The following is a 24,434-nucleotide window of genomic DNA, read 5'->3' on the forward strand; positions in this document are numbered from 1 at the left end:
TCACTCCGCCGCTTCTATCTTCGTTTCATCTGCCAATATGGGCAGCTGCATTTCAAATACAGCGCCACCGTTCTGTCCGTTGCGCGCCGTCAGCCTTCCACCAAGGTCGTTGACGATCCCCGATGAAATGGCAAGACCCAGCCCCACGCCATCGCCGGGCTGTTTGGTCGTGTAGAAAGGTTCGAACAGCGCGTCCAAGTCTTCGATCCCCGGGCCATTGTCGCGCACGGTCAATGTCGCCGTCTCCCCCGCTGATAGTATAATGTCCACCTGAGGGTTTCGTTCCGATTTTGTTGCGTCCAATGCGTTTCTTAACAGGTTTACCATAACTTGCTCGATCCGCATACGGTCTCCCATCACCATGACGGGATTATCGGGCAGAATCCGGCTGATCTGGACCTGTCGTTGGCGCAATTGCGGCTCCATCATCGACAAGGATGAGGCCAAGGCCGCGCCCATATCCACCGGAGAGAAGGCCTCCTGCCCCTTGCGGGCATAGGATTTCAGCTGCCGGGTGATTGCGCCCATCCGTTCGATCAGATCGTCGATCCGCCCAAAGGACGATAGCGCTTCATCCTGCCGGTTGCGATTGAGCAACAAACGCGCGCCCGCCAAATAGGTCTTCATCGCGGCAAGCGGTTGGTTCAACTCATGGCTGACGGCGGCGGACATCTCGCCCAAGGCGGCGAGTTTCGATGACTGTTCAAGCGTTTGTTCGGCCACGGCGAGGGTCTGTTGCACGCGCTTGCGTTCGGCAATCTCACGTTGCAGGGCAAGGTTCAGCGCCCTGAGTTTTGCCGATTCCCGTTGGAAGATCGCCAGCCTTCCGGCCGTGCGGCGGCTAAGGAAGTAGAACGCCAAGGCCAGCAGGATCGCAAAACCCATCACTTCAAGCGCCAGCACGCCGTTCACCTTCTCGCGGACCGAGGCATAGGTGGTGTAGCTGCTCATCCGCCAGCCCCGGAACGGGATGCGGTTTTCCAGACGCATCACCGCTTCGCCCTGCAAATAGGCGTCGGGCGGCAGCGCGGTCCAATCGGTGGTGGCTTGGATGGCGCGCTCAATAGCACTTTGCGGCGTGTGGTTGGCCAAGGCTTCGGGTTCGGTCAGCCCGCGCCAGCGCGGCTCGGTGGCTAGAATGATCTGTCCGGTGCTGTCCATGACGATCACCGCGTCGGAAATCCCGGCCCATGCGCGCTCGAACTTCTGCAAGTCGACCTCGACCGCGATTACGCCAAGGGTCGTGCCGCCCGACTGCATGCGCCGCGAATAGAGGAAACGATAGCCGCCCTGCTCCCTCTCAATCGTTGAAAAGATTGTTGCGTTGGAGCGAATGGCGTCGACGAAATAAGGCTCGGATTTATGCGCAGAGCCCAAACGGTTGCGGTCGGTCGCCGCCACCGTGCGCCCGTCAATGTCATAAAGCATCAAGGAGGCCGCGCCGATCTCCTCCACGAAGGAGATAAGCCGTTGCGTCGACAGGGAATAATCCGCCGTTTGCAGCGCCCCGATCAAGGTGGGGTCGCGGGCCAAAAGCTGCGGGACGATGGCATTCTGGCGCAGTTCCGCCAGCAGGTTGCCGCTATAAAGCGCGATCCGCAGTTCGGCGCGGTTGCGGGTGCTTTCAGTAAACCGGTCGGTCAGCAGTTTGTTGGTGATCGAAATGGTCACCACGGCGAGGATCATCAGCGCCGCGATGGCGAACCGCACCCGCCAGGATACGGCCATGCTATTGCCTTCGGAACCGGATGTATCACTCATCGCGGCAACCTACGCGCTCCGCGCACCGCACTCAAGTCAGGCGGTTTGCAAAGCACCGGTCAATGCGCGGAAGAGCGCCGCCCCATCCGTATTGCCATGCGCCGCTTCCGCCGCCCGCTCAGGGTGTGGCATCATGCCCAGCACCCGGCGGTTTTCCGACAGGATGCCCGCGATGTCATCGCGCGCGCCATTCGGGTTCTCGGCATAGCTGAAGGCCACGCGATCTTCGCCCCGCAGTTTCGCAATCGTCTCGTCATCCGCGAAATAGTTGCCGTCGTGGTGGGCGATCGGAATGTCGATGACCTGACCGGCAGTGTAGCCAGAGGTGTAATCGCTCGCCGTGGTCTCAACCTTGAGGCCGACAGTCTTGCAAATGTACTTTAGCCCTGCGTTCCGCAGCAGCGCGCCCGGCAGCAGGCCGGTTTCGGTCAGCACCTGAAAACCGTTGCAGATGCCCAGCACATAGCCGCCACGCTCCGCATGGGCCGCCACGGTGCGGCAGATCGGCGAATTCGCGGCGATGGCCCCGCAGCGCAGGTAGTCGCCATAGGAGAACCCGCCGGGGATCCCCACGATATCAACGCCTTGCGGCAGTTCGCTGTCCTTGTGCCAGACCATGGAGACCTTGGCGCCCGCGGCTTTGAAAGCCACGGCAAGGTCGCGGTCGCAATTGGACCCGGGAAAGACAACCACCGCTGCGTGCATCAGGCCAGCTCCACCGAATAGGATTCGATCACCGTATTGGCCAAGAGCTTTTCGCACATGGCGTTCACATCGGCCTCAGAGGTGCCTTCGGCGAGGTCAAGTTCGATTACCTTGCCCTGACGAACACCGTTCACCCCGTCAAAGCCCAAGGCTCCGAGCGCGTGGCGAACCGCTTCGCCCTGAGGGTCGAGCACCCCGTTCTTCAGCATCACATGCACCCGTGCTTTCATGGCGCGACACCCCTTTGTAACATCTGCAAATTGAACGGCGAAGCCGCGTTAGTTGATCAGCGTCGGCTTGGTCACCGGCGCGTTGTTCTTGGGCATGACGCCAAGGCGTTTGGCCACTTCGGTATAGGCATCGGTGAGCGAACCCAGATCGCGGCGGAACACGTCTTTATCGAGCTTCTGACCCGTTTCGATGTCCCACAGGCGGCAGCTGTCGGGGCTGATCTCATCGGCAACGATCAGACGCTGGAAATCACCGTCGTAAACGCGGCCAATCTCGATCTTGAAGTCCACCAGCTTGATGCCCACGGCCATCATCACGCCCGACATGAAGTCATTGACCCGCAACGCAAGGCTCAGAATATCGTCCATGTCTTGCTGACTGGCCCAGCCGAATGCGGCGATATGCTCTTCTGTCACCAGCGGATCGCCGAGCGAGTCGTCCTTGTAGCAATATTCAACAATCGGGCGCGGCAGCTGTGTGCCCTCTTCGATGCCAAGGCGCTTGGACATGGAACCGGCAGCATAGTTGCGCACGATCACTTCGAGCGGAATGATCTCAACCTGACGCACAAGCTGTTCGCGCATGTTCAGGCGTTTGATGAAATGCGTCGGCACGCCGATGCTGTTCAGGCCAGTCATAAAGAACTCGGACAGGCGGTTGTTCAACACGCCTTTGCCTTCGATCGTGGCTTTCTTCTCGGCGTTGAAGGCCGTGGCATCGTCTTTGAAATATTGAACGATCGTACCGGGCTCGGGACCTTCATAGAGGATCTTTGCCTTGCCTTCGTAGATCTTGTTGCGCCGGGCCATGGGCATCCTTTCCAACAGGGGGCCGGGAACATCCCCGCCGCTTGCGCTTCTCTTAGTGCAAGCACCCCGCTGCTGCAAGCATGGCCCGTCACCTTTGCCCCGCCACTTGCGAGAACGGGCCTGCGTTCGCATATCGATAGGGTAATCGCAGCAACCGGAGACCCGCCATGAGCAACTTTGACGACCGTGCAAATGCCTTTGAAAGCAAGTTCGCCCACGATGCGGATATGCAATTCCGTGCCGAGGCGCGGCGCAACAAGCTTCTGGGTCTCTGGGCTGCTGAACTTTTAGGCAAATCCGGCAGCGATGCCGAAGACTATGCCAAAGAGGTCGTGAAATCCGATTTCGAAGAGGCGGGCGACGAAGACGTTTATCGCAAAGTCTCGGGCGATCTGGGCGACCGCGCGGATGAGGCGACGATCCGCGCCAAGATGCAAAGTCTAATGGCCGAGGCCAAGGCGCAGCTGCTGAGCGAGACAAGCTGACCCCCTGCGCCCCGGTCTTAGCACCGCGGCGCAGCCTTCCCGCCTGCCCTCATAATGAAGATGAATATTATGAGATTGCCCCCAAGTGGCCCGCGTGACATCAGGCGAAATTCCCAGACCCAACAGGAGCCCCCATGAGCAACGCATTCACCGATCTTCTCGCTGAAAAGGGCACATTGCTCGCCGATGGGGCCACGGGCACCAATCTGTTCAACATGGGGCTGATGTCGGGCGATGCGCCCGAATTGTGGAACACCGACGAGCCCGCAAAGATCACTAAGCTCTACCGTTTCGCGGTGGATTCGGGCAGCGATCTGTTCCTGACCAACTCCTTTGGTGCCAATGCCGCCCGCCTCAAGCTGCACGACGCGCAGAACCGTGTGCATGAGTTGAGCCGTGTCTCCGCCGAACTGGCGCGCGAAGTGGCCGATACCGCCGAACGCAAAGTGATCGTCGCAGGCTCCGTCGGCCCGACGGGCGAGATTATGGAGCCTGTGGGCACCCTGTCCCACTCCCTCGCCGTTGAGATGTTCCACGAGACCGCCGATGGGCTCAAGGCAGGTGGTGCCGATATCGGCTGGCTAGAGACGATCAGCGCCCCCGAAGAATACCGCGCCGCTGCTGAGGGCTTTCAGCTTGCCGGTCTGCCGTGGTGTGGCACGATGAGCTTTGACACCGCAGGCCGCACGATGATGGGGCTGACCTCCGAAGGGATGGTCGACTTGGTGCATGGGCTCGACAACATGCCGCTGGCCTATGGTGCCAACTGCGGCACCGGCGCCTCTGACTTGCTGCGCACCGTGCTTGGCTTTGCCGCGAAGAACGGCACGCTGCCGATCATTTCGAAAGGCAACGCAGGCATTCCGAAATACGTCGAAGGCCACATCCACTATGACGGCACGCCCGAGTTGATGGCGTGCTATGCGGTGATGGCCCGCAACGCAGGCGCAAGCATCATCGGCGGCTGCTGCGGCACCCTGCCCGAGCATCTGGTCGCCATGCGTGAAGCGCTCGACAGCACCGAAAAAGGCCCCGCCCCCACGCTGGAGCAGATCCGCGAAGAGATTGGCGATTTCTCTTCCGAAAGCGATGGCACCGATGGCCAAGGCCCGACGCGCGCGCCGCGCCGCGGGCGCCGCCGGGGCTGAGGCTCAGAACAAGCTTAATTGATCGCCCTTTTTGGAGGGCGGTCGAAACAGATCACAGCGCAGCGGCACGCCGGACCGGGCCAGCCCCAAACGTTTCACCGCCAGATCAAAGCGTTGCGCCACCATCTGCGCATATGGCCCCTCACCCCGCATCCGCTTGTGCCAGCCCGCGTCATATTCCTTTCCGCCATGCATATCGCGCAAGCGCGCCATGATCCGCTCGGCCCGGTCCGGGTAATGGGTGGCGAGCCAGTCCTGCACCAGCGGCGACACCTCTCGCGGCAGGCGCAGCATGATCCAGCTTGCATGCCGCGCGCCGGCGTCGCGTCCGGCGGTCAGGATCGCCTCCAACTCCGGGTCGGTCAGCGCCGGGATCATCGGCGATGCCATGATCCGCACCGGGATCCCTGCTTCCGACAGCTTTCGGATCACCTGCAACCGCCGCTGCGGCGCGGGCGCGCGCGGCTCCATCAAGCGGCTCAGCTTCGGGTCCAGCGTGGTCACCGAAATGCCGACCGCCGCCAATCCGCGCCCTGCCATGTCGCCCAAGATGTCGAGGTCCCGTTCGATCAGGCTGCCCTTTGTGACGATCGCCACCGGGTGATTGAACGCGGATAACACCTCAAGACATTCCCGCATGATGCCATGGGTCTTTTCGATCGGCTGATAGGGATCGGTGTTGGTGCCGATGGCGATGGGCGCGACTTGATAGCGCTTCGACCGCAGCTCCCGCGCCAGAACGTCCGGCGCTTCGGGGCGGGCAATCAACTGCGTCTCAAAATCTAGCCCCGGCGACAGGCCGAGGTAGGCATGGCTGGGCCGCGCGAAACAATAAACGCAGCCGTGTTCACAGCCGCGATAGGGGTTGATCGAGCGGTCGAAAGGCAAATCCGGCGAGCGGTTGTAGGTGATCACCCGGCGCGGCACCTCGATACTGGTCTGGGTGCGCAGCACCGGAAGCACCTCGTCGCGCGCCCAACCGTCATCTTCGGCGACGCGGCTATGACGCTCAAACCGGCCCGCATCATTGCTGCCTGCCGCGCGGCCAAGCACGCGGAATCGCTGGTCTTCCCTATCCATGAAAGAAGATTAGAACATTGCGCGAACATCGACAAGTAACCTCGTGCAAACCCTTGTCCTTACACCGCAAAAAGCAGTAGTTTGCCCCCAAGGCGTCGCGCAAGGCGCGGCCGATGTCGCAAACCGCGACCCCGGCGCTAACATTCCGTGAGACAAGGGCTCAAGTGTCATGCACCTGCACGCCCAGCAGAAGGAAACACCATGTCGGAAGAAGACGATATCATCCTGGCCGAGTTGGACGACGAAGAACTGGTCCAGCAGATGTTCGATGACCTCTATGACGGTCTCAAGGAAGAGATCGAAGAAGGGGTGCAAATCCTGCTCGACCGCGGGTGGGAACCCTATGAGATCCTGACCAAGGCGCTTGTCGGCGGCATGACCATCGTCGGCGCGGATTTCCGCGACGGTATCCTTTTCGTGCCCGAAGTGCTGCTGGCTGCCAATGCGATGAAGGGCGGCATGGCCATCCTCAAGCCGCTGCTTGCGGAAACCGGCGCGCCGCGCGTGGGCAAGATGGTAATCGGCACCGTCAAAGGCGACATTCACGACATCGGCAAGAACCTCGTCGGCATGATGATGGAAGGCGCGGGTTTCGAGGTCGTCGATCTGGGCATCAACAACGCGGTTGAAGCCTATCTCGAAGCGCTCGAAGCGGAAAAGGCCGATATCCTTGGCATGTCCGCCCTGCTGACCACGACCATGCCCTATATGAAAGTGGTGATCGACACGCTGGTCGAACAGGGCAAGCGCGAAGACTATATCGTGCTGGTGGGTGGCGCGCCGCTGAACGAGGAATTCGGCAAGGCTATCGGTGCCGATGCCTATTGCCGCGACGCTGCCGTGGCGGTTGAAACCGCGAAAGACTGGATGGGCCGTCGACATAATTCGGCCAACGCCTGAGCCTCTCGCCCCTGCCCGCTTGGCTTGGGGCGCGATGGCATGCGATGGTATCGGCATGAATGACACCCCGCTGCCAGATGACCGGACCCTGACCCAAGACGGGCTCGCGCCCACCCGCGCGGGCCGTATCTTGCTGATTGCCTGCGGGGCGCTGGCGCGTGAGATTTTGGATCTGAAAGCCGCCAACGGTTGGACCCATCTGGACCTGACCTGCCTGCCCGCGAAATATCACCTCTACCCGGAAAAGATTACGCAGGCGGTGCGTGATACGGTCGCCAAACACTGTGCGGATTACGACGATTTCTTTGTTGTCTACGCCGATTGCGGCACGGGCGGCGGGCTGGAACGCGCCTGCGCAGAACTCGGCGTGCAAATGGTCGCCGGGCCGCATTGCTACAGCTTTTTCCAAGGCAACGATAGCTTCGCCAAAACCGCCGAAGATGAGATCACCACCTTCTATCTCACCGATTTTCTGGTCCGGCAGTTCGACGCTTTCATCATCAAACCCATGGGCCTCGACCGGCATCCCGAGCTGCGCGACATGTATTTCGGCAATTACGAGAAACTGGTCTATCAGGCGCAGACGGATGACCCGGCGCTGACCGAAAAGGCCCAAGACTGCGCCGCGCGGCTCGGCCTTGCGTTCGAGCGGCGATTCACGGGTTACGGGGATTTGGAGAGCGCGTTGCGCGCCCTCTGAGCGTTACGCTTCCTGCGCTGCCGTCTCGCGCACCCGCTCGATCATCGCGCGCAACCCGTTCGAGCGCTGTGCCGAGAGGTGGTCGTTCAACCCCAGCCGCGCCAGTTCCGCCTTGGCATCGACGCCGCCCACCTCGCTAGGTGTCAAGCCGTTGTAAAGCTTGCGTAAAACCGCGATCAGCCCTGAGACGATCATCGCATCGCTGGCGCCGTCGAAATGCAGTTTCCCGCCCTCGAACTGTGCGTGCAGCCAGACCTGAGAGGCGCAGCCGTCGACCTTGGTCGCGGGCACGCGCAGCGGCTCGGGCAGCGGCTCCATCGCTTTGCCAAGGTCGATTACATGGCGATAGCGGTCTTCCCAATCGTCCAGAAACTCGAAATCCTCGACCAGTTCTTCAAAGGCGGGCGTGGCCATCTGTGCACTCTCTTCGGGTGAATTCCATTGCCTGACAGGTAGGATGCCCATGGGCAAAGGTCCACCCCCTTCCCAAGGCTGGCGGGATGGGGTAGCACAAGGCAAGTAAACTTAACGGCGGTTCCCATGCGCAAGACAATCCTCGCTCTTTTGGCTTCGACCCTTTTGGTATCCGCCTGCGGCACGGTCCGTGACAGTCGCATAAATCCGTTGAATTGGTTCGGGCCCGCCCGTTCGGTTGAGACCGCCCCGGCGGAGAGCACGAACCCCCTGATTCCGCAGCGCAGTGGGCTGTTCGCGCGGCGCGCGGTTGAGGTCGACACCTATGAGGGGCGCCCCTTTGAGCAGATCACCGATCTGACCATTGAGCCGGTGCCGGGCGGTGCGATCCTGCGCGCCACCGGGCTGGCGGCACGCCAAGGCATCTACAAAGTGCGCCTGACCCCCGCGACGCCGGATGAGACGCCCGTCGACGGTGTTCTGACCTATCGTTTGGAAGGGGTGCGCCCCGACAAGGCCACCCCGCAAGGCAGCCGGCCCACGCGCGAAGTGATTGCCGGGCGTCGCCTGACCGATCAGATGCTGGCCGGGGTGCGCGAGATTCGCGTCGAAGGGCAGCTGAACGCGCTGGTCTCTCGCCGCTAAGACGCTGCATACTCTTTATTGAGAAAGAGCCGCCCCTGATCGGGCGGCTCTTTTCGTTTCAGACTTTGACGGCTTTCACGTCATTTCCGTCAGCGGCCAAGGCGATCTTGCCCTCGCAGAGCAGCAGCGCATCGGCGCCAAAGACTTCATGCCGCCAGCCGCGCAGCGCCTGCACGTCACGCTCCCCCGCCGAGAGCATGTCAAGATCGCTGGCCGAGGCGATGAGCTTGGCCGCGACGCCCGCGCTTTCGGTCTTGGCCTTGAGCAGCACGCGCAGCAGATCGGCCAGCGCCGGGTTCACCTGCAACTTGTCGCGCTTGCGGTCGGGCTGGGGCATGTCGGCAGGCTTGCAGGCCACGCCTGCGGCCACAGCCTTCAGGATACCTTCGGCGATTTCGCCCTTGCGGGCCTCGCGCAGCAACAGCCGGGCGCGGTTCAACTCTTCGCCATTCGACGGCTTGAGGCTCGCCAATTCGACCAGCGCGTCATCCTTGAACACCCGGTTGCGCGGGGTGTTGCGGCTGCGGGCGTAATCCTCACGGAAGGCCGCCAACTCGCGGACGATCGCCAGAAACTTGGGCGAATTGGTCCGGGTTTTGACCCGTTTCCAAGCGTCCTGCGGTTGGGTGACATAGGTGTCGGGGCTGAGCAGCGTCTCAAGCTCTTCGGCCACCCAACGTGCACGGCCCGTCTGTTCAAGCTTGCGGGCCAGAAATTCGTAGATTTGGCGCAGATGGGTCACGTCGGCCAGCGCATAGGTCTTCTGCGCCTCGGTCAGCGGGCGGCGCGACCAATCGGTGAAACGCGAGGTTTTGTCGAGCGACTGATGCGCGATCTTGCGCACCAAAGTCTCATAACCCACCTGTTCCCCAAAGCCGCAGACCATCGCGGCGACCTGCGTGTCGAACAGCGGCTTGGGAAAGACCTTGGCGTCAACATAGAAGATCTCGAGATCCTGCCGCGCGGCGTGGAAGACCTTGACCACCGATGTGTCGCGGAACAGATCGTATAGCGGCTCAAGCGAGATGCCATCGGCCAAAGGATCGACCAACACGGCGTTGCTGTCATCGGTGCCGGGCATGGCAAGCTGAACAAGGCAGAGTTTGGAGTAATAAGTCCGCTCACGCAGGAATTCCGTGTCGACGGTCACGTAATCATGGCGCGCAGCCTCTTCACAGAATTGCGCGAGGTCGGCGGTCGTGGTGATGGTTTTCATATATGCTCTTTGACATGTTGCACGCCCGGTCATCGGGCTTTGCCAAAGAGGTACATCACGCGGACGGGTTTGACCAGCGTCAGCCCGTGAGCAGGACCGGCTCCCGCTCACCAGCGGCGAAACGGCGCAGCACGGCGGGGTAAAGGCGGTGTTCCTGTACCAGCACCCGCTCGGCCAAACTTTCGGCCGTGTCGCCGGGCAGAACGGGGATGCGCGCCTGACCAAGGATCGGACCGTCATCAAGTGCGGCGGTCACCTCATGCACGGTGCAGCCATGTTCGGTATCGCCAGCGTCCAGCGCGCGGGCATGGGTGTGCAGGCCGCGGTATTTCGGCAATAGCGAGGGGTGGATGTTGATCATCCGCCCCGCCCAGGCATCGGTAAATCCTTCGGTCAATTTACGCATGAAACCGGCAAGGCAGATGATGTCGGGCGCATGGGCCTCAAGCGCAGCGCTGAGCGCCGCCTCAAAGGCTGGGCGGTCCTTGCCGAAGGGGCGGTGATCTACCACTTCCGTCGCGATCCCCTGCCCCTGCGCCCAAGCGATCCCGCCCGCATCCGCGTTGTTTGACACCACCAGACAGGGGCGGCCTGCATGGTCGCCGGTCATATCCTCGACCAGCGCCCGCATGTTGGAGCCGCCGCCCGAGACGAAAATCGCAACCCGCTTGGTCAAAGCAGCGCGCCGGAATAGGTGACGCCATTGCCGGTGGTGATGCGCCCGATCTCGATGGCGGCATGGCCATCCTCGGCAAAGGCGGCCTTGGCGGCTTCGACCTTGTCGGCGGCGACCACGGCGACCATGCCAATCCCGGCGTTGAAGGTCTTGAGCAACTCGGCCTCGGCCATGCTGCCTTGGGCAGCCAGCCATTTGAACACCGGCGGCAACTCCCATGTATTGAGGTCGATCTCAGCAGCCAGCCCCACGGGCAGCACGCGCGGCAGGTTCTCGGTCAGGCCACCGCCGGTGATATGCGCCAGAGCCGAGACGGCATCCGCGCGCAGAGCCGCCACAGCGCCTTTGACGTAGAGTTTCGTGGGTGTGAGCAGCGCATTGCCGAGATCACCGTCGCCCCATGGGCAATCGTCGCCCCAGCCCAGACCGCTACGCTCGACAATCTTCCGCACAAGGCTGTAGCCGTTGGAATGCACCCCGTCGCTCGGCAGACCCAAGAGCACGTCGCCCTCTTTCACGTCGCGCGGCAGCTCGGTCCCGCGCTCCATCGCGCCGACCGAGAAACCAGCGAGGTCGAAGTCGCCCGCGTGATACATGCCCGGCATTTCAGCCGTCTCGCCCCCGATCAAGGCACAACCGGAATCGGCGCAGCCCTTGGCGATGCCTTCGATGATCCGCGCGGCACTGTCGAGCTCCAGTTTGCCGGTGGCGAAATAGTCGAGGAAGAAGAGCGGCTCGGCCCCCTGACAAACCAGATCGTTGACACACATGGCGACCAAATCGATGCCGATACTGTCGACATTGCCGGTGTCGATCGCGATGCGCAGCTTGGTGCCCACACCGTCTGTCGCGGCGACCAGCACCGGGTCGGTGAAGCCTGCGCCCTTGAGATCAAACAGCGCGCCAAAGCCGCCGAGGCCGGACATCACACCGGGCCGCGCGGTGGATTTCGCCGCCGGTTTGATCCGCTCTACAAGCGCATTGCCTGCGTCAATATCCACGCCTGCTTCGGCATAGGTGATTCCGTTGTCGGATTTCGTCATGGTCATGGCCCCCGGCGCGCATTTTCCCTTGCGCGCGGAGTTAGAGTATTGCGCCGCCCACTGCAATCATTTGGTGCAGCTAATGTCTTGACGCTCGGCCTGCGGCGTCATACCCAAACGCCCATGGCGGGCCTGTAGCTCAATTGGTTAGAGCAGAGCGCTCATAACGCTTTGGTTGCGGGTTCAAGTCCTGCCGGGCCTACCATACTTCCGCCCCCGCCTTTCGTGGCCTTCACCGTTTGGCGTTGACGTGCCAGTTCACCTGCATTTCGACCACCGTCTCACCCGCTTCGTTCTGGATGTCGACCGCCACGTCAAAGGCGACTTTTCCGTCTTTTTGCAGCGCGCTCAACAGGTCGGCCCCGGGGCGCGAGGTTTTGGCATGGGCGGTCAGCGTGCCTTCGGCGATCTTCTTGAAGGTGATCTGCCCCATGGCCGCCACGGGGCGCATGTCCATGATCACCGGCGCAATAGCCCCCGCCATGGCGGCCCCCGAGGCGGCTTCGCCCAGCGTGAACATCGCGCCCGCGTGCTGCGTCCCGATGTGGTTCGAGGTCTCATGCCGCTGCACCATTTCGGCGCTGGCGGTGCCGTCTCCGATCTCAAGCAGTTTCACCCCGACATGGGCGGCGAAGGGCACGGCCGTGTCGAGATGGGCTTTGATCATGTCATAGGGGGTCATCGCTGCGCTCCGTATAAAGGTCACCTCACTGTGGCAAAGCCGGGCGCGTCGCACAATCATGCCGCCGGGTCACCGCGCGATGACGATATCGGCGCGCAGCCCGCCTAGGCGGTCCGATTCCCCAAGCCGCAGCACCCCGCCGTGGGCGCGGGCGATGTCGGAGGCGATGGCAAGGCCAAGCCCCACGCCGCCGCCCTTGTCCTGATTGCGTGCAGGATCGAGCCGCGAGAAAGGCCGCGTCGCCTCGTCCCGCCGCGCTTCTGGGATGCCGGGGCCATCGTCTTCGACCCGGATGCGCAGTGTGCGATCGCTCAGCATGACCGAGACTTCGGCCTGCGTGCCATAGCGCACGGCGTTGGAAATCAGGTTGTCCACCGCCCGGCGCATCGCGACCCTGCGCAGTTTCACTATCCCCTCGCCCGCGCCCTCGGGCGGCAGCAGCGTGACCTTGCGCCCGGCCCGCTGCGCGTCTTCCACGATGGCGCTGACGAAACCATGCGGGGCCACCTCTTCAGGCACACCCTCGGCGGCGCCCTTGGCGAAGTTCAGGAATTCGTCCAGCATCCGCTGCATATCATCCACATCGGCCAAGAGCGGGGCTGCGTCCTCTTCGTCGATCATCGACAGGCCAAGGCGCATCCGGGTCAGCGGCGTGCGCAGGTCGTGGCTGACACCCGAGAGCATCAGCGTGCGCTGCTCGATCTGCCGCTCGATCCGGGCGCGCATATCGACAAAGGCATTGCCCGCCGCGCGGACTTCGATGGCGCCGGTGGGGGTATAGGGCTCATGCCGCCCCCGGCCAAAGGCCTCCGCCGCGCGGGCCAGACGTTTGATGGGGCGCAGCTGATTGCGCAGATAGATCGTGGCGATATAGCTCAAAAGCACGCCGAAAAACACGGTGTAGACGAAGAGCTGATGCGGGTTCGAGGCCGATATGCGCCGCCGCTCGAACTGGATTCGCAGCGGCCCGTGCACGCTTTCGATATAGAGCACGACGAAATCGTCATCGCTGAGGTCGACCGCTTCGATCCCGTCCATCTTGCTGCGCAGCCGCGGGATGAGGACGCGCCCCGAGTAATCGTACCACAGCATGCTGTCTTCTTCGGGCAGCGGACGGTTGGCGGGGGTCACCACGAAATCAAGCGGACCCGCCCGTGCCTCAACCGCCGTGGGCACGGATTGCGCATCGGGGGCCGTGCCGACCGCCAGCATGACCAGCTCCAGTTCCCGCAGGACCGTATCGGTCATCTGGCCGGTGACACCTTCGAAATGCCTCTGCGCAAAGATTACCACGACGACCAACTGCAAAAACACCACTGGTAACAGCAGGATCAGCGCGGCACGTCCGTAGATGCCGCGCGGCACATATCGTTTGAGCCAGGCAAAATTCATGGCTAGACCTTAGCCAGCCCCCTGCCCCAGCGAAAGGTGAAACCATGCTGCCGCCCGACAACTTCGACCCCGAGATTGGCCTTGCCGAAACCTTGGAACCCGGGCTGCGGCGGATCGTGGCGCCGAACCCCTCACCGATGACCTATCGCGGCACCAATACCTATCTGTTGGGCGAAACCGACGTGGCGGTGATCGACCCCGGCCCCGACAGCCCCGCGCATCTTGAGGCGATTCTCGCCGCGATCCAGCCCGGGCAGCGGATCAGCCATATTATCGTGACCCATACGCATCTGGATCACTCCCCCCTTGCCCGCCCGCTGGCCGCGCGTACGGGGGCCGAGGTCTGGGCCTTTGGTGAGGCCACGGAGGGCCGTTCGACGGTGATGCAGGGGCTTGCTGAGGCGGGGTTGATGGGCGGCGGCGAAGGTGTGGACCACGGGTTTCGCCCTGATCACACTTTGGCCGATGGGGATGTACTGAAGGGGGACGGCTGGACGCTGAAGGTGCTGCACACGCCGGGCCATATCGGTAACCACATCAGCCTCGCTTGGGGGGATGCCTGTCTGACCGCGGATCACGTCATGGGCTGGGCGACCTCCCTCGTCTCGCCCCCTGATGGGGATCTGACCGATTTCATGGCCTCCTGCGATACGCTGGGCGCGCGGCAATGGCGGGTGTTCTATCCCGGTCACGGCGCCCCGGTGAGCGATCCCAACGCGCGGCTCGACTGGTTGGTGGCGCATCGTCGCGCGCGGGAGGTGTCGATCCTCGACGCACTGGCCGCCGGACCCGCGACGGCTGAGGACCTCGCCCGCGCCATCTATACCGAAACACCTGCCGCGCTTTTAGGCGCGGCCACCCGAAACGTGCTGGCGCATCTGGTCGATCTGACCGGCCGGGGGCGGGTGGCCCCAGAGGGCACCTTGCAGGCAGAGGCGCGTTTCACTCTCAACTCATAGGGGAATGCGGGCCCTTCCGTCGCAAAATCGCAACAAATGCCCCATTCTGGGCGCAATCTGGCCCCTTTATGGACCCGAACCGCGCCCAAGCTGGTTGCGGGGGTGAGAGACATCAAACCCCAGCGAGCAGCAAAGGAGCTACCCGATGGCCCGACTAGACAGAACGCCGCAACCGCAAAAACCGAAGCCCGCGCCGAAGCCGAACGGCACCTCGGCCCAACCACCGCAGCGTCCCACGCCGCTGATCACCGACTACGCCAGTCTTTGAACGGCGCTCCCCGCGCACCGGATGGGGCCGGTGGATGGGGGGAACTTTTGGGCCGGACCATGCGTTTGCCGCCTAGAGCAAGACGCAAGGAAAGATATGAAACCCCATACCCCCTCTCACGAGGCTGACCTCGCCCGTCTGCGCCGTTTGGCCGTCAGCATGGACAGCGCCTATAAGCTGCCGATCGTCGGCGTGCGGATGGGATGGGATTCGATTCTGGGCCTAGTGCCGGTGGTGGGCGATACGCTCGCCCTTCTGCCCGCGGCCTACATCCTGAAAGAATCGCACCGCATGGGCGCGCCGAAAAGCGTACTGGCAAAAATGCTGGTGAACACCGGGGTCGACTATGTGATCGGCTCCGTCCCGCTGGTCGGTGACCTCTTCGATATCGGTTGGAAGTCGAAACTGCGCAACGTCGACCTGCTGGAGCGTCACCTAAAAGACCAGGCGGCTAAAGCCCCGCCGCTGGGCAATGTCGAAGGGCGCATGTCCTCGCACCACCCGACGCTCAACAACTGATCACCAAAGAAAAAAGGGCCGCCTTGAGGCGACCCTTTCAGTCTTTCCGAAGAACGGGTGGCTTAGCCGACCAGTTCCAGACCGGAGAAGAAGTAAGCGATCTCAACCGCTGCGGTTTCCGGTGCGTCGGAACCGTGGACGGAGTTTTCGCCAACGCTTTCAGCGAATTCTGCGCGGATGGTGCCCTCTGCCGCATCGGCAGGGTTGGTCGCGCCCATCACTTCGCGGTTTTTCGCGATGGCGTTTTCACCTTCGAGAACCTGAGCCACGATCGGCGCGGAGGCCATGAACTCGCACAGTTCGTCATAGAAGGGACGCTCAGCGTGCACTTTGTAGAACTCGCCCGCCTGCGCTTTGGTCAGGTGGATGCGCTTTTGTGCGACAACGCGCAGGCCCGCGTCTTCGAATTTCTTGACGATGGCGCCGGTCAGGTTGCGGCGGGTTGCGTCGGGCTTGATGATCGAGAAGGTGCGTTCGAGGGCCATTGGCTGTACTCCATAGCGGGTGTTGATTTGCGCGCTCCCTAGCATGGGGTCTGGCCCATGAAAAGCCGTGATTGACCTTCGGCCCCGCTTGCTCCAAACGGCTTTCATGTTACGCATTTCAGAAATCAACTACTCCGTCGAAGGCCGCCCCCTGTTCGAGGAAGCCTCCGCCGTGATCCCCGAGGGGCATAAGGTCGGCATCGTCGGGCGCAACGGCGCGGGCAAGACGACGCTGTTCAAAATCATCCGTGGTGAGCTGTCACTCGACAGCGGCGATATCTCTTTGCCCTCCCGCGCCAAGATGGGCGGTGTGGCACAAGAGGTGCCCTCGTCCGAGACCTCGCTCATCGACACGGTGCTGGAGGCCGACATTGAACGCGCCCGGTTGATGAAAGAGAGCGAGACTGCCGAGGACCCCGCCCGCATCGCTGACATCCAGACCCGTCTGGCCGATATCGACGCTTGGTCCGCCGAAGGGCGCGCAGCGTCGATCCTGAAGGGGCTCGGTTTCGACGACGAAGAACAGCAGATGCCCTGCTCCGCCTTCTCCGGCGGCTGGCGGATGCGTGTGGCGCTCGCCGCCGTGCTCTTTGCCCAGCCCGATCTGCTGCTTCTGGACGAGCCGACCAACTACCTCGACCTTGAAGGAGCGCTCTGGCTGGAAAGCTATCTGGCGAAATACCCCCATACGGTGCTGATCATCAGCCACGACCGCGGCCTGTTGAACCGCGCCGTGGGCGGCATCCTGCATCTCGAAGACCGCAAGCTGACCTATTACCAAGGCCCCTACGACCAATTCGCCCGCCAGCGCGCCGAGAAACGCGCGTTGCAGGCGGCGATGGCCAAGAAGCAACAGGCCCGGCGCGATCACATGCAGGCCTTTGTCGACCGTTTCAAGGCCAAAGCCAGCAAGGCCAAGCAGGCGCAATCACGCCTCAAGATGATCGAGAAGATGGACATGATCACCGCGCCCGAGGACGTGGCGCGCAAGGTCTTCACCTTCCCCGAGCCCGAGGAACTCTCGCCTCCGATCATCAACATCGAGAACGGCGCGGTGGGCTACAGCGACGACAACCCGGTGCTTACGCGGCTGAACCTGCGCATCGACCAAGACGACCGGATCGCCCTTCTGGGCAAGAACGGTCAGGGCAAATCGACGCTGGCGAAACTTCTGTCGGACCGCCTGCCCCTGATGGCTGGGCGGCAGATCAACTCCTCCAAGCTGCGCGTCGGTTTCTTCGCCCAGCATCAGGTGGATGAGCTGATCGTCGAGGAAACCCCGCTGCAGCACATGATCGCAGCCCGCCCCGGCGTGTTGCAATCCAAGCTGCGCGCGCAGCTTGCGGGCTTCGGCCTCGGCCCCGAACAGGCCGAGACCGAGGTCGGGCGGCTGTCGGGCGGGCAGAAGGCGCGGCTCTCGCTGCTCTTGGCAACGCTGCACGCCCCGCATCTGCTGATCCTCGACGAGCCGACCAACCACCTCGACATCGAAAGCCGCGAGGCGCTGGTGGAGGCGCTGACGCGCTACTCGGGCGCGGTGATCCTCGTCAGCCACGACATGCACCTGCTGTCGCTGGTGGCCGACCGGCTGTGGCTGGTGTCGAAAGGCACGGTCAAACCCTATGAGGAAGACCTCGAAGCCTATCGCAAGATGCTGCTGACGCCGGAAAAGCCGGTCAGCAAGAACCCCGCCAAGCCGAAAGAAGCGCCCAAGCCCAAACGCGCCAGCCGCGATGAGGTGTTGGCCCTGCGCAGCGAGGTCCGCAAGGCCGAAGCGCGGATGGAAAAGATCAACGAGATGCGCGACAAGCTCGCCAAGAAACTCGCCGATCCCGCGCTCTATGAAGACGCCAAAACCGGTGAGCTTGAGGTCTGGAACAAGAAATACGCCGAGGTGATGGAGGCGCTGGACCGCGCGGAATCGCTTTGGATGGGCGCACAGGAAAAGCTGGAGAAGGCCACGGCCTGATCCGGAAGCGTTCACTTTATCACATCGCAGGGGTCGCCTAAGGGGCGGCCCTCGTGCATTCTGGCAAGAAGCCCCGCGCCAAGGAAGACCCATGACCCTCGACACCGCCTATATGATCACCGCCCTCGTCACGATGTTCGTGGTGATCGACCCCATCGCCATCGCGCCGGTCTTCCTCGCGCTCACTCGCGGGATGAGCAACGCAGAGCGGCGCAAGATCGCATGGCGCGCGGTAGGCGTGGCCGGGTTGGTGCTGCTGATCTTCGCCGCTTTCGGCGAAGCGGTGCTGGGGTTCATCGGCATCTCCATGCCCGCTTTCCGCGTGGCGGGCGGCATCTTGTTGTTCATCACCGCGCTCGACATGCTCTTCGACCGCCGCACCAAACGGCGCGAGGACCGCGCGGATGAGGATGACCATGACGACCCTTCCGTCTTCCCCATGGCCATTCCGCTCATCGCCGGGCCCGGCTCCATCGCCTCGGTCATCCTGCTGACGGGGGAAAAACCGGGCGGCGAAGGGCTGTTGACCATTATCGTGATCACCGCGCTGACACTGGTGGTCATGGCGCTGACCATGCAAGTCAGCGGCGCGCTTGAGCGGGCGATGGGCAAGACGGGCATTAACATCGTGACCCGTCTGCTTGGCATGTTGCTGGCGGCGCTTTCGGTTCAATTCGTGCTCGACGGCTTGGCGGCCTTTGGCTTTGGCCCTGGCCCCACGCCCGGCTGACATTTCCGCGCGGCCTTCCTATATGAAATGTAAGGGGGCGCGTTCATGGCCGAAATCGACACAGTACATCTGATCTATCTCATCGTTCTACTGGCGATGGTGGCGGGCTGGTTTTTCATGCACAGCCGCCCCAATATGAACAAAACCCTGCAACAGGCGGCGGTCTGGGGGCTGATCTTTACCGGTGCCGCGGCGGGGGTCGGCCTGTGGCAAGACATCACCCGCGACAGCGCCCGCCAACATCTCACCATCAGCGAAGAGGGTGACATCGTGCTGCCGCGCGGGCGCGATGGGCATTACTACCTGACGGCCCAGATCAACGGCGCGCCGGTGCGTTTCGTCGTCGACACCGGTGCCTCTGACATCGTGCTGACGAAATCCGACGCGGCGCGCATCGGCATCGACCCCGAGGGGCTGGACTACCTTGGCCGCGCCGGCACCGCCAATGGCGAGACGCGCACCGCCTTCGTGCGTCTCAACGAGGTGGTGGTGGGCCATGCGGTCGATCACGACGTTCCCGCGGTAGTGAATGACGGGATCATGTCGCAATCACTGCTCGGCATGGGCTACCTGCAACGCTGGGGCCGGATCGAGATCAGCGGCGGTGAACTGCGCCTGAGCCGCTGACGGAATAGGGCAAGACCTTGCCGGAAATATGCGGCAAAACATCAAACTCGCCGCGAAATAACGCCGCATTCGCCGCGAATTGAACAGGTTTCCGCCCTTTTGGCCGGATATCTGCAGGGCACAACTGTACCCAATTTTGGAGAAAGTGCTGCTATGCTGACGAACATTTTTGGTGGGTCATCTTCCTACCAACAAAGCAACAAACCCGCCAAGGCGGAGAAGGCTGAAAAGCCGGAGAAGGCCGAGAAGACCAAGGACAACAACGCGCAGGCGCAGGCGAAACCCGCCGGCGACGGGCAGACCACACAAAACAGCGCGGCGGCGCAAGAGGCGTCGAAACCTCAATCCGTGCAAGCCCCTGCCAAGACCGAAGCGGTGCAAGCCGTGGCGCAGGCAAAATCGGTCGAGACGGCCCAAAAGGCCACCAGCGCGGATGACGAGGCCTTTGCCCGCGCCGCAGCACAGCGCAGCGTCGACAGCCAGCGCACCCGCGCCTTGCTGGATACGATCTCTCCAGTGAACAACAGCGCCGCCGAAGCCGCGAAGTCCTACGTCAGCAAGGTAGAACCCGAAGCGGCAGAGGCCGAAGCTGGCTCAGCCACCGGTGTCGCGAAACCCGCGCTCGATAAAGCGGCCTGATCCGCGTTCAGGGGCGGCGGGCTTTCGGCCCCTGCCCCTGCACTGCCGCCCTTCAGGTCTCGGCCTTCTTTTCCCAGCGGCCGCTTTCCTCTGACCAATATTGGGCCGAGGCGCCGTCGGATTTCAGCCGCTTCCACAGCCCGCGCGCCTGATCCAGCGCGACGGGATCATGGCCGTCGAACAAGACGCAGACCCGCTGGTGCGCTGCCACTTCCGCAGCGGTGACATCGGCCCCATGCAACGTCATCAGACAATCCGCGCGATTGGGGGCGCCATCCTCCAGCGTCAGCAGCACGGGCTGATCCGCGTCCTGCGGCCCGCCCGCCATGCCATGGGGCAGAAAACTGTCATCCGCATAGGTCCAAAGCGCCCGGTCCAGCGCCTGTAGCCCCGCCCGGTCCGTCCCGCGCAGGGCCACGCGCCAGCCATTGGCGAGCGACTTTTCCAGCAGCATCGTCAGCGTCTCGACCAGAGGTCGCTGGGTCAGGTGATAGAAGTAAGCCGCCCCCATCAGTCGCTCAGCCCTTCTCGAAACGGTCAGCGACGAGACGGTTCAACGCCGCCACGCCCCAGCCCGTCGCGCCCGCGGGCGCCAGCGTGCTTTCGGATTTCAATGAGGCAACACCGGCGATATCGAGGTGAATCCAAGGTGTCTCATCCTTGACGAACCGCTTGAGGAACTGCGCCGCAGTGATCGACCCCGCCGGACGCCCGCCGATATTTTTCATGTCGGCGACGCGGCTTTTCAGCAGGTCGTCATAGCCCTGTCCCAGCGGCATCCGCCACGCGCCCTCGCCTTCGCTGTCGGCGGCTTTTAGGAAATCGTTGCACAGCCCGTCGTCATTCGAAAAGACCCCGGCGTTCTCATGGCCTAGCCCGATGATGATGGCCCCGGTCAGCGTGGCCAGATCGATCATCGCCGCGGGTTTGAAACGGTCTTGCGCGTACCACATGACATCGCAGAGCACCAAACGCCCCTCGGCGTCGGTATTGATCACCTCCACCGTATCGCCCTTCATCGTGGTGATCACGTCACCCGGACGGGTGGCATTGCCCGAGGGCATGTTCTCAACGATACCCACAAGACCCACGACATTCGCCTTAGCCTTGCGCAGTGCAAGTGTGCGCATCACGCCCGAGACGACGCCCGCGCCGCCCATGTCCATGGTCATGTCTTCCATGCCGGCCCCGGGTTTAAGGCTGATGCCGCCGGTGTCAAAGACCACGCCTTTGCCGACCAGCGCCAGAGGGGCTGCGTCATCCGCGCCGCCTTCCCACCGCATCACGACCACTTTCGATGGGCTGTCCGAACCTTGGCCCACAGACAAAAGCGTGCGCATTCCGAGCTTTGCGAGTTCTTCCTCATCCAGAACTTCAACTTTCAGGCCCAAGCTCTCCATCTCGGCCAGTCGTTCGGCAAAATTGGTGGTGGTCAGGATGTTGGCGGGCGCATTGGTCAGATCGCGGGTCATGAAGGCCCCCTCGGCCACGGCCATGAGCGGTGCGGCGGCCTCACGCGCGTCATCGGGTTTGGAGCACATAATTTCGACCGTGCCTTTGCGCACCTTGGGCGCGGATTTGTGATCTTCGAACCCGTAGTCCCGCATTGCCAGACCAAAGGCCACATCGGCCACCCGTTTGGTCGCGGCAGCGAGCAGCAACATATCGCTGTCACCACGGCGCTTGGCCAGAGCGGCCCCGGCTTTGCGCGCGGTCATCACCTCGGCCCGGCGCGGCATATGGATTACGTCGACCGCCTCTGCCGCCATGCCCGCGGGATAGCCCATGCTGAGAACATCGCCGGGTTTCAGTGCCGCGAAACGCTCGCTTTCCACCAGCCGTTGCAAGGCGCCTTTGGTCAGACGGTTCACCCGCCGCGCCCCTGCATCGAGCCGCCCCTCGGGCTCAAGAAACACCGCGACCCGCCCGGAATGCCCCGCGATACGGTCGATGTCGGTCTCGGCGAATGTGATGGGGGTCAGATCGGTCATGGCATGCCTCATGGTTGATTTTGCCCCAGACCTAGCGCGCCGCGCGGCGCATTGCCAGATAGCAGTTTTCCCGCCGCGCGAATTGCTTTAAGATCTGCGCAAAGGCCGTCAGAGCATCTCGGGGGATCAGAGTGGCAAGAATTGACCGCTACATGCTGTCGCAACTTCTGGTTATGTTCGGCTTTTTCGCTTTGGTGCTGGTGGCGCTTTTCTGGATCAACCGCGCGGTTGTCTTGTTCGACCGTTTGATCGGCGATGGCCAATCCGCCTTGGTGTTTTTGGAGTTCACGGCCCTCGGCCTGCCGAAACTCATCGTCACCGTCCTGCCCATCGCGACCTTTGCCGCTTCGGTCTATGTGACCAACCGCATGTCGGGCGAATCCGAGTTGACGGTGCTCCAAGCCGCAGGCGCCGGCCCGTGGCGGCTGGCGCGGCCCGTCTTCGTCTTTGGCCTCTGCGTGGCGGCGATGATGACGGTGCTGAGCCATTTTCTGGTCCCCATGGCGCAGGGGCAGTTGAAGCAGCGCGAGGCCGAGATCTCGCGCAACCTCACCGCGAGGCTGCTGACGGAGGGGACTTTTCTGCATCCCTCCGACGATGTCACCTTTTATACCCGCGCCATCGACAGTGACGGGGTGCTGCGCGATGTTTTCCTGTCGGATCGGCGCAAGGCCGACGAAGGTGTGATCTACACCGCTGCCGAAGCCTACCTCGCCCGCAACGGCGACGACACGACGCTGATCATGCTCAACGGCATGGCCCAACGGCTGGACACCGAGAGCAACCGTTTGGCGACGGCCAAATTCCGCGACTTTTCGTTCGATATTTCCCCGCTGGTCAGCAGCGGAGACGCGATCGACCTGTCGGTCAGCGCAATGGTCACGCCTGATCTGCTTTGGGATTGGGACGGGGTCGCGGCGGCGACCGACACCTCGCCAGGCGTGGTGGCCGAAGAGCTGCATGGCCGCTTCGCGCAGCCGCTGTTCTGTCTCGTCGCCGCGATGATTGGCTTTGCGACTTTGATCCTCGGCGGTTTCTCCCGCTTTGGCGTCTGGCGCGAGGCGGTGATCGCTTTTGGCCTGCTCATCGCAATCGACGGGCTGCGGGGCACGATGGTCGTGCAAATCCGCGAGGCGGCGGCGCTCTGGCCGCTGGCCTATCTGCCCTCGCTCCTCGGGGCCATGCTGACGCTGGCGATGCTTTGGCAAGCCGCACATCCGCGCTGGATAAGGCGGCGTCTGCGTGGCAAGAGGGCCGCCACATGATCCTGCATTTCTATTTCGCCCGCCGCTTTTTCATGAGCTTTCTCGTCATCACCGGGGTGCTGGCCGCGCTGGTGATGCTGGTCGATGGTGTGGATCAGGCCCGGCGTTTCGCCGATGACGATGTGGGCTGGGATCAGGTGCTGGGCATGACGCTGCTGCACATGCCCCAGACCATCAACATGATCCTGCCGCTGATCATGATCCTCGCCACGGTGGCGCTTTTCATTGGGCTTGCCCGGTCCTCCGAACTGGTGGTGACCCGGGCCGCGGGCCGCTCGGCCCTGCGCGCGCTGGTGGCCCCGGTGGTGGTGGCCTTGATCATCGGCACGCTGGCCGTGGCCATGCTCAACCCCATCGTCGCGGCGACAAGTGAGCGGGCCGAGCAATTGACCCAAGAATACCGGTCCAATGGCCGCGCGGCGCTCTCGGTCAGCGACGAGGGGCTGTGGCTGCGGCAAGGCACGGAGGAAGGCCAATCGGTCATTCGCGCATGGCGCACAAACGCCGACGCCTCCGTCCTCTATAACGTCACGATCATCAGTTATGACGCTGAGAAGGGTCCGATCCGGCGCATTGAAGCCGAAAGCGCACAACTTAGCAGCGGCGACTGGGAACTCACCGGGGCCAAGATTTGGCCGCTGGCGGCCGGGGTGAACGCCGAAGGCGCGGCGGAGGTGCATGAGACCCTGACGATCCCCTCTTCCCTCACCGTCGAGCGTATCCGCGAGAGCATTGGCCGTGTCGCCGCCGTCTCGATCTATGAACTGCCCGAGTTCATTCGGCAGTTGGAACAGGCCGGGTTCAGCACGCGCCAGCATGAGGTCTGGCTTCAGGCCGAGCTTGCACGGCCCTTCTTTCTAGTGGCCATGGTTCTGGTTGCGAGCGCATTCACCATGCGCCATACCCGCTTTGGGGGGACCGGCGTCGCAGTGCTGGCCTCGATTTTGCTGGGGTTCGGTTTGTATTTCATTCGCAGTTTCGCACAGATCCTTGGCGAGAATGGCCAGATCCCCGTGATCCTTGCCGCTTGGGCGCCGCCCGTGGCGGCGATCTTTCTGGCGCTAGGCCTGCTACTGCATGCGGAGGACGGCTGAC

The 24,434-nt window shown here is 62.8% G+C and carries 28 protein-coding genes and 1 tRNA gene; 15 read left to right on the forward strand and 14 right to left on the reverse strand.

What is annotated here, in order from left to right:
* From ACGYKA_RS10780 to purC, 4 genes are read right to left on the reverse strand one after another with little or no spacing between them, the layout of a single operon-like run.
* Positions 1-1,761, reverse strand: a complete 1,761-nt coding sequence (locus ACGYKA_RS10780) for an ATP-binding protein (protein WP_067266661.1) — start codon at positions 1,759-1,761, stop codon at positions 1-3.
* Positions 1,762-1,797: 36 nt separating this feature from the next.
* Positions 1,798-2,466 carry a phosphoribosylformylglycinamidine synthase subunit PurQ gene (purQ, locus tag ACGYKA_RS10785; RefSeq protein ID WP_394407819.1) on the reverse strand — a complete coding sequence of 223 codons (669 nt, stop codon included), beginning with the start codon at positions 2,464-2,466 and terminating at the stop codon, positions 1,798-1,800.
* The gene (gene purS / locus ACGYKA_RS10790) at positions 2,466-2,696 is read right to left on the reverse strand and encodes a phosphoribosylformylglycinamidine synthase subunit PurS (RefSeq protein ID WP_067266658.1); all 231 of its coding nucleotides are present in this window, start codon (positions 2,694-2,696) and stop codon (positions 2,466-2,468) included. The genes purQ and purS overlap by 1 nt, the downstream gene beginning before the upstream one ends.
* Positions 2,697-2,744: 48 nt before the next feature.
* Positions 2,745-3,506: a phosphoribosylaminoimidazolesuccinocarboxamide synthase gene (gene purC, locus ACGYKA_RS10795; protein ID WP_067266657.1), complete on the reverse strand. Its 762-nt coding sequence runs from the start codon at positions 3,504-3,506 to the stop codon at positions 2,745-2,747.
* Positions 3,507-3,673: 167 nt separating this feature from the next.
* Between purC and ACGYKA_RS10800 the strand changes: the two genes are divergently transcribed.
* On the forward strand, positions 3,674-3,991 hold the full coding sequence (locus ACGYKA_RS10800; protein ID WP_394409613.1) for a DUF1476 domain-containing protein: 318 nt from the start codon (positions 3,674-3,676) through the stop codon (positions 3,989-3,991).
* Positions 3,992-4,125: 134 nt separating this feature from the next.
* Positions 4,126-5,139, forward strand: a complete 1,014-nt coding sequence (gene bmt / locus ACGYKA_RS10805; RefSeq protein ID WP_394409610.1) for a betaine--homocysteine S-methyltransferase — start codon at positions 4,126-4,128, stop codon at positions 5,137-5,139.
* Between the two features lie 3 nt (positions 5,140-5,142).
* Here the strand turns inward: bmt and ACGYKA_RS10810 are convergent, their stop codons facing one another.
* A complete protein-coding gene (locus ACGYKA_RS10810) occupies positions 5,143-6,219 on the reverse strand; it encodes a PA0069 family radical SAM protein (RefSeq protein WP_394409607.1) in 1,077 nt (358 codons plus the stop codon).
* Between the two features lie 201 nt (positions 6,220-6,420).
* On the opposite strand from ACGYKA_RS10810, the gene ACGYKA_RS10815 reads away from it, so the two are divergent.
* Positions 6,421-7,119 (forward strand): corrinoid protein, encoded by a 699-nt coding sequence (locus ACGYKA_RS10815; RefSeq protein WP_394409604.1) that lies wholly within the window; start codon positions 6,421-6,423, stop codon positions 7,117-7,119.
* A gap of 55 nt (positions 7,120-7,174) precedes the next feature.
* The gene (locus tag ACGYKA_RS10820; protein ID WP_394409601.1) at positions 7,175-7,819 is read left to right on the forward strand and encodes a DUF1638 domain-containing protein; all 645 of its coding nucleotides are present in this window, start codon (positions 7,175-7,177) and stop codon (positions 7,817-7,819) included.
* Between the two features lie 3 nt (positions 7,820-7,822).
* On the opposite strand, the gene ACGYKA_RS10825 is transcribed toward ACGYKA_RS10820, so the two are convergent.
* Entirely contained in the window at positions 7,823-8,233 is a 411-nt protein-coding gene (locus ACGYKA_RS10825; RefSeq protein WP_067266648.1) for a SufE family protein, read from the reverse strand.
* Positions 8,234-8,359: 126 nt separating this feature from the next.
* On the opposite strand from ACGYKA_RS10825, the gene ACGYKA_RS10830 reads away from it, so the two are divergent.
* Entirely contained in the window at positions 8,360-8,878 is a 519-nt protein-coding gene (locus tag ACGYKA_RS10830) for a hypothetical protein (RefSeq protein ID WP_322327696.1), read from the forward strand.
* A 58-nt stretch (positions 8,879-8,936) separates the two neighbouring features.
* Here ACGYKA_RS10830 and rnd read toward each other — a convergent pair whose 3' ends face one another.
* The 3 genes from rnd to purM form a co-directional block, all read right to left on the reverse strand.
* Positions 8,937-10,094 carry a ribonuclease D gene (gene rnd, locus ACGYKA_RS10835; RefSeq protein ID WP_394438746.1) on the reverse strand — a complete coding sequence of 386 codons (1,158 nt, stop codon included), beginning with the start codon at positions 10,092-10,094 and terminating at the stop codon, positions 8,937-8,939.
* Between the two features lie 79 nt (positions 10,095-10,173).
* Entirely contained in the window at positions 10,174-10,770 is a 597-nt protein-coding gene (gene purN, locus ACGYKA_RS10840; RefSeq protein ID WP_394409598.1) for a phosphoribosylglycinamide formyltransferase, read from the reverse strand.
* Positions 10,767-11,813 (reverse strand): phosphoribosylformylglycinamidine cyclo-ligase, encoded by a 1,047-nt coding sequence (purM, locus tag ACGYKA_RS10845; protein ID WP_394409750.1) that lies wholly within the window; start codon positions 11,811-11,813, stop codon positions 10,767-10,769. The genes purN and purM overlap by 4 nt, the downstream gene beginning before the upstream one ends.
* A gap of 128 nt (positions 11,814-11,941) precedes the next feature.
* Here purM and ACGYKA_RS10850 point away from each other — a divergent pair.
* A tRNA-Ile gene (locus ACGYKA_RS10850) sits at positions 11,942-12,018 on the forward strand.
* A 27-nt stretch (positions 12,019-12,045) separates the two neighbouring features.
* Here the strand turns inward: ACGYKA_RS10850 and ACGYKA_RS10855 are convergent.
* Entirely contained in the window at positions 12,046-12,495 is a 450-nt protein-coding gene (locus tag ACGYKA_RS10855) for a DUF4442 domain-containing protein (RefSeq protein ID WP_394409596.1), read from the reverse strand.
* A 69-nt stretch (positions 12,496-12,564) separates the two neighbouring features.
* Positions 12,565-13,887: an ATP-binding protein gene (locus tag ACGYKA_RS10860; RefSeq protein WP_271687221.1), complete on the reverse strand. Its 1,323-nt coding sequence runs from the start codon at positions 13,885-13,887 to the stop codon at positions 12,565-12,567.
* Positions 13,888-13,931: 44 nt separating this feature from the next.
* Between ACGYKA_RS10860 and ACGYKA_RS10865 the strand changes: the two genes are divergently transcribed.
* The 3 genes from ACGYKA_RS10865 to ACGYKA_RS10875 all read left to right on the forward strand — a co-directional run bounded on the left by ACGYKA_RS10865 (position 13,932) and on the right by ACGYKA_RS10875 (position 15,633).
* Positions 13,932-14,846: an MBL fold metallo-hydrolase gene (locus tag ACGYKA_RS10865; protein WP_271687219.1), complete on the forward strand. Its 915-nt coding sequence runs from the start codon at positions 13,932-13,934 to the stop codon at positions 14,844-14,846.
* Positions 14,847-14,991: 145 nt separating this feature from the next.
* The gene (locus ACGYKA_RS10870; RefSeq protein WP_269451603.1) at positions 14,992-15,114 is read left to right on the forward strand and encodes a hypothetical protein; all 123 of its coding nucleotides are present in this window, start codon (positions 14,992-14,994) and stop codon (positions 15,112-15,114) included.
* Positions 15,115-15,210: 96 nt separating this feature from the next.
* The gene (locus ACGYKA_RS10875; protein ID WP_271687216.1) at positions 15,211-15,633 is read left to right on the forward strand and encodes a DUF4112 domain-containing protein; all 423 of its coding nucleotides are present in this window, start codon (positions 15,211-15,213) and stop codon (positions 15,631-15,633) included.
* Positions 15,634-15,695: 62 nt separating this feature from the next.
* Here ACGYKA_RS10875 and ndk read toward each other — a convergent pair whose 3' ends face one another.
* Positions 15,696-16,118: a nucleoside-diphosphate kinase gene (ndk, locus tag ACGYKA_RS10880; protein ID WP_067266630.1), complete on the reverse strand. Its 423-nt coding sequence runs from the start codon at positions 16,116-16,118 to the stop codon at positions 15,696-15,698.
* A 106-nt stretch (positions 16,119-16,224) separates the two neighbouring features.
* Between ndk and ACGYKA_RS10885 the strand changes: the two genes are divergently transcribed.
* The 4 genes from ACGYKA_RS10885 (at position 16,225) to ACGYKA_RS10900 (ending at position 20,083) form a co-directional block, all read left to right on the forward strand.
* A complete protein-coding gene (locus ACGYKA_RS10885) occupies positions 16,225-18,087 on the forward strand; it encodes an ABC-F family ATP-binding cassette domain-containing protein (RefSeq protein WP_394409593.1) in 1,863 nt (620 codons plus the stop codon).
* Positions 18,088-18,178: 91 nt separating this feature from the next.
* Complete coding sequence (locus ACGYKA_RS10890; protein WP_322327687.1) at positions 18,179-18,817, forward strand: MarC family protein; 639 nt, start codon at positions 18,179-18,181, stop codon at positions 18,815-18,817.
* Between the two features lie 45 nt (positions 18,818-18,862).
* Positions 18,863-19,444, forward strand: a complete 582-nt coding sequence (locus ACGYKA_RS10895; RefSeq protein WP_394417869.1) for a TIGR02281 family clan AA aspartic protease — start codon at positions 18,863-18,865, stop codon at positions 19,442-19,444.
* 153 nt (positions 19,445-19,597) lie between these two features.
* A complete protein-coding gene (locus ACGYKA_RS10900) occupies positions 19,598-20,083 on the forward strand; it encodes a hypothetical protein (RefSeq protein ID WP_394409587.1) in 486 nt (161 codons plus the stop codon).
* 52 nt (positions 20,084-20,135) lie between these two features.
* On the opposite strand, the gene ACGYKA_RS10905 is transcribed toward ACGYKA_RS10900, so the two are convergent.
* A complete protein-coding gene (locus tag ACGYKA_RS10905; protein ID WP_394409584.1) occupies positions 20,136-20,594 on the reverse strand; it encodes a DNA polymerase III subunit chi in 459 nt (152 codons plus the stop codon).
* Positions 20,595-20,601: 7 nt separating this feature from the next.
* Positions 20,602-22,074, reverse strand: coding sequence for a leucyl aminopeptidase (locus ACGYKA_RS10910; protein WP_394409582.1), 1,473 nt, complete (start codon positions 22,072-22,074; stop codon positions 20,602-20,604).
* A gap of 131 nt (positions 22,075-22,205) precedes the next feature.
* Between ACGYKA_RS10910 and lptF the strand changes: the two genes are divergently transcribed.
* Complete coding sequence (gene lptF / locus ACGYKA_RS10915) at positions 22,206-23,339, forward strand: LPS export ABC transporter permease LptF (RefSeq protein ID WP_394409579.1); 1,134 nt, start codon at positions 22,206-22,208, stop codon at positions 23,337-23,339.
* Positions 23,336-24,433 carry an LPS export ABC transporter permease LptG gene (gene lptG / locus ACGYKA_RS10920; RefSeq protein ID WP_394407853.1) on the forward strand — a complete coding sequence of 366 codons (1,098 nt, stop codon included), beginning with the start codon at positions 23,336-23,338 and terminating at the stop codon, positions 24,431-24,433. Before lptF ends, lptG begins: the two co-directional genes overlap by 4 nt.
* The last annotated feature ends 1 nt before the right edge of the window (position 24,434 follow it).

It is taken from the genome of Sulfitobacter sp. 1A15106 (genome assembly GCF_043556995.1).
GTDB classification, from domain to species: domain Bacteria; phylum Pseudomonadota; class Alphaproteobacteria; order Rhodobacterales; family Rhodobacteraceae; genus Sulfitobacter; species Sulfitobacter faviae.

Bases quoted from the DNA above. Each gene is read 5' to 3' on its own strand.
- ACGYKA_RS10780 (WP_067266661.1), bottom strand. From the start codon at position 1,761: ATGAGTGATACATCCGGTTCCGAAGGCAATAGCATGGCCGTATCCTGG.
- purQ (WP_394407819.1), bottom strand. From the start codon at position 2,466: ATGCACGCAGCGGTGGTTGTCTTTCCCGGGTCCAATTGCGACCGCGAC.
- purS (WP_067266658.1), bottom strand. From the start codon at position 2,696: ATGAAAGCACGGGTGCATGTGATGCTGAAGAACGGGGTGCTCGACCCT.
- purC (WP_067266657.1), bottom strand. From the start codon at position 3,506: ATGGCCCGGCGCAACAAGATCTACGAAGGCAAGGCAAAGATCCTCTAT.
- ACGYKA_RS10800 (WP_394409613.1), top strand. From the start codon at position 3,674: ATGAGCAACTTTGACGACCGTGCAAATGCCTTTGAAAGCAAGTTCGCC.
- bmt (WP_394409610.1), top strand. From the start codon at position 4,126: ATGAGCAACGCATTCACCGATCTTCTCGCTGAAAAGGGCACATTGCTC.
- ACGYKA_RS10810 (WP_394409607.1), bottom strand. From the start codon at position 6,219: ATGGATAGGGAAGACCAGCGATTCCGCGTGCTTGGCCGCGCGGCAGGC.
- ACGYKA_RS10815 (WP_394409604.1), top strand. From the start codon at position 6,421: ATGTCGGAAGAAGACGATATCATCCTGGCCGAGTTGGACGACGAAGAA.
- ACGYKA_RS10820 (WP_394409601.1), top strand. From the start codon at position 7,175: ATGAATGACACCCCGCTGCCAGATGACCGGACCCTGACCCAAGACGGG.
- ACGYKA_RS10825 (WP_067266648.1), bottom strand. From the start codon at position 8,233: ATGGCCACGCCCGCCTTTGAAGAACTGGTCGAGGATTTCGAGTTTCTG.
- ACGYKA_RS10830 (WP_322327696.1), top strand. From the start codon at position 8,360: ATGCGCAAGACAATCCTCGCTCTTTTGGCTTCGACCCTTTTGGTATCC.
- rnd (WP_394438746.1), bottom strand. From the start codon at position 10,094: ATGAAAACCATCACCACGACCGCCGACCTCGCGCAATTCTGTGAAGAG.
- purM (WP_394409750.1), bottom strand. From the start codon at position 11,813: ATGACGAAATCCGACAACGGAATCACCTATGCCGAAGCAGGCGTGGAT.
- ACGYKA_RS10855 (WP_394409596.1), bottom strand. From the start codon at position 12,495: ATGACCCCCTATGACATGATCAAAGCCCATCTCGACACGGCCGTGCCC.
- ACGYKA_RS10860 (WP_271687221.1), bottom strand. From the start codon at position 13,887: ATGAATTTTGCCTGGCTCAAACGATATGTGCCGCGCGGCATCTACGGA.
- ACGYKA_RS10865 (WP_271687219.1), top strand. From the start codon at position 13,932: ATGCTGCCGCCCGACAACTTCGACCCCGAGATTGGCCTTGCCGAAACC.
- ACGYKA_RS10870 (WP_269451603.1), top strand. From the start codon at position 14,992: ATGGCCCGACTAGACAGAACGCCGCAACCGCAAAAACCGAAGCCCGCG.
- ACGYKA_RS10875 (WP_271687216.1), top strand. From the start codon at position 15,211: ATGAAACCCCATACCCCCTCTCACGAGGCTGACCTCGCCCGTCTGCGC.
- ndk (WP_067266630.1), bottom strand. From the start codon at position 16,118: ATGGCCCTCGAACGCACCTTCTCGATCATCAAGCCCGACGCAACCCGC.
- ACGYKA_RS10885 (WP_394409593.1), top strand. From the start codon at position 16,225: ATGTTACGCATTTCAGAAATCAACTACTCCGTCGAAGGCCGCCCCCTG.
- ACGYKA_RS10890 (WP_322327687.1), top strand. From the start codon at position 18,179: ATGACCCTCGACACCGCCTATATGATCACCGCCCTCGTCACGATGTTC.
- ACGYKA_RS10895 (WP_394417869.1), top strand. From the start codon at position 18,863: ATGGCCGAAATCGACACAGTACATCTGATCTATCTCATCGTTCTACTG.
- ACGYKA_RS10900 (WP_394409587.1), top strand. From the start codon at position 19,598: ATGCTGACGAACATTTTTGGTGGGTCATCTTCCTACCAACAAAGCAAC.
- ACGYKA_RS10905 (WP_394409584.1), bottom strand. From the start codon at position 20,594: ATGGGGGCGGCTTACTTCTATCACCTGACCCAGCGACCTCTGGTCGAG.
- ACGYKA_RS10910 (WP_394409582.1), bottom strand. From the start codon at position 22,074: ATGACCGATCTGACCCCCATCACATTCGCCGAGACCGACATCGACCGT.
- lptG (WP_394407853.1), top strand. From the start codon at position 23,336: ATGATCCTGCATTTCTATTTCGCCCGCCGCTTTTTCATGAGCTTTCTC.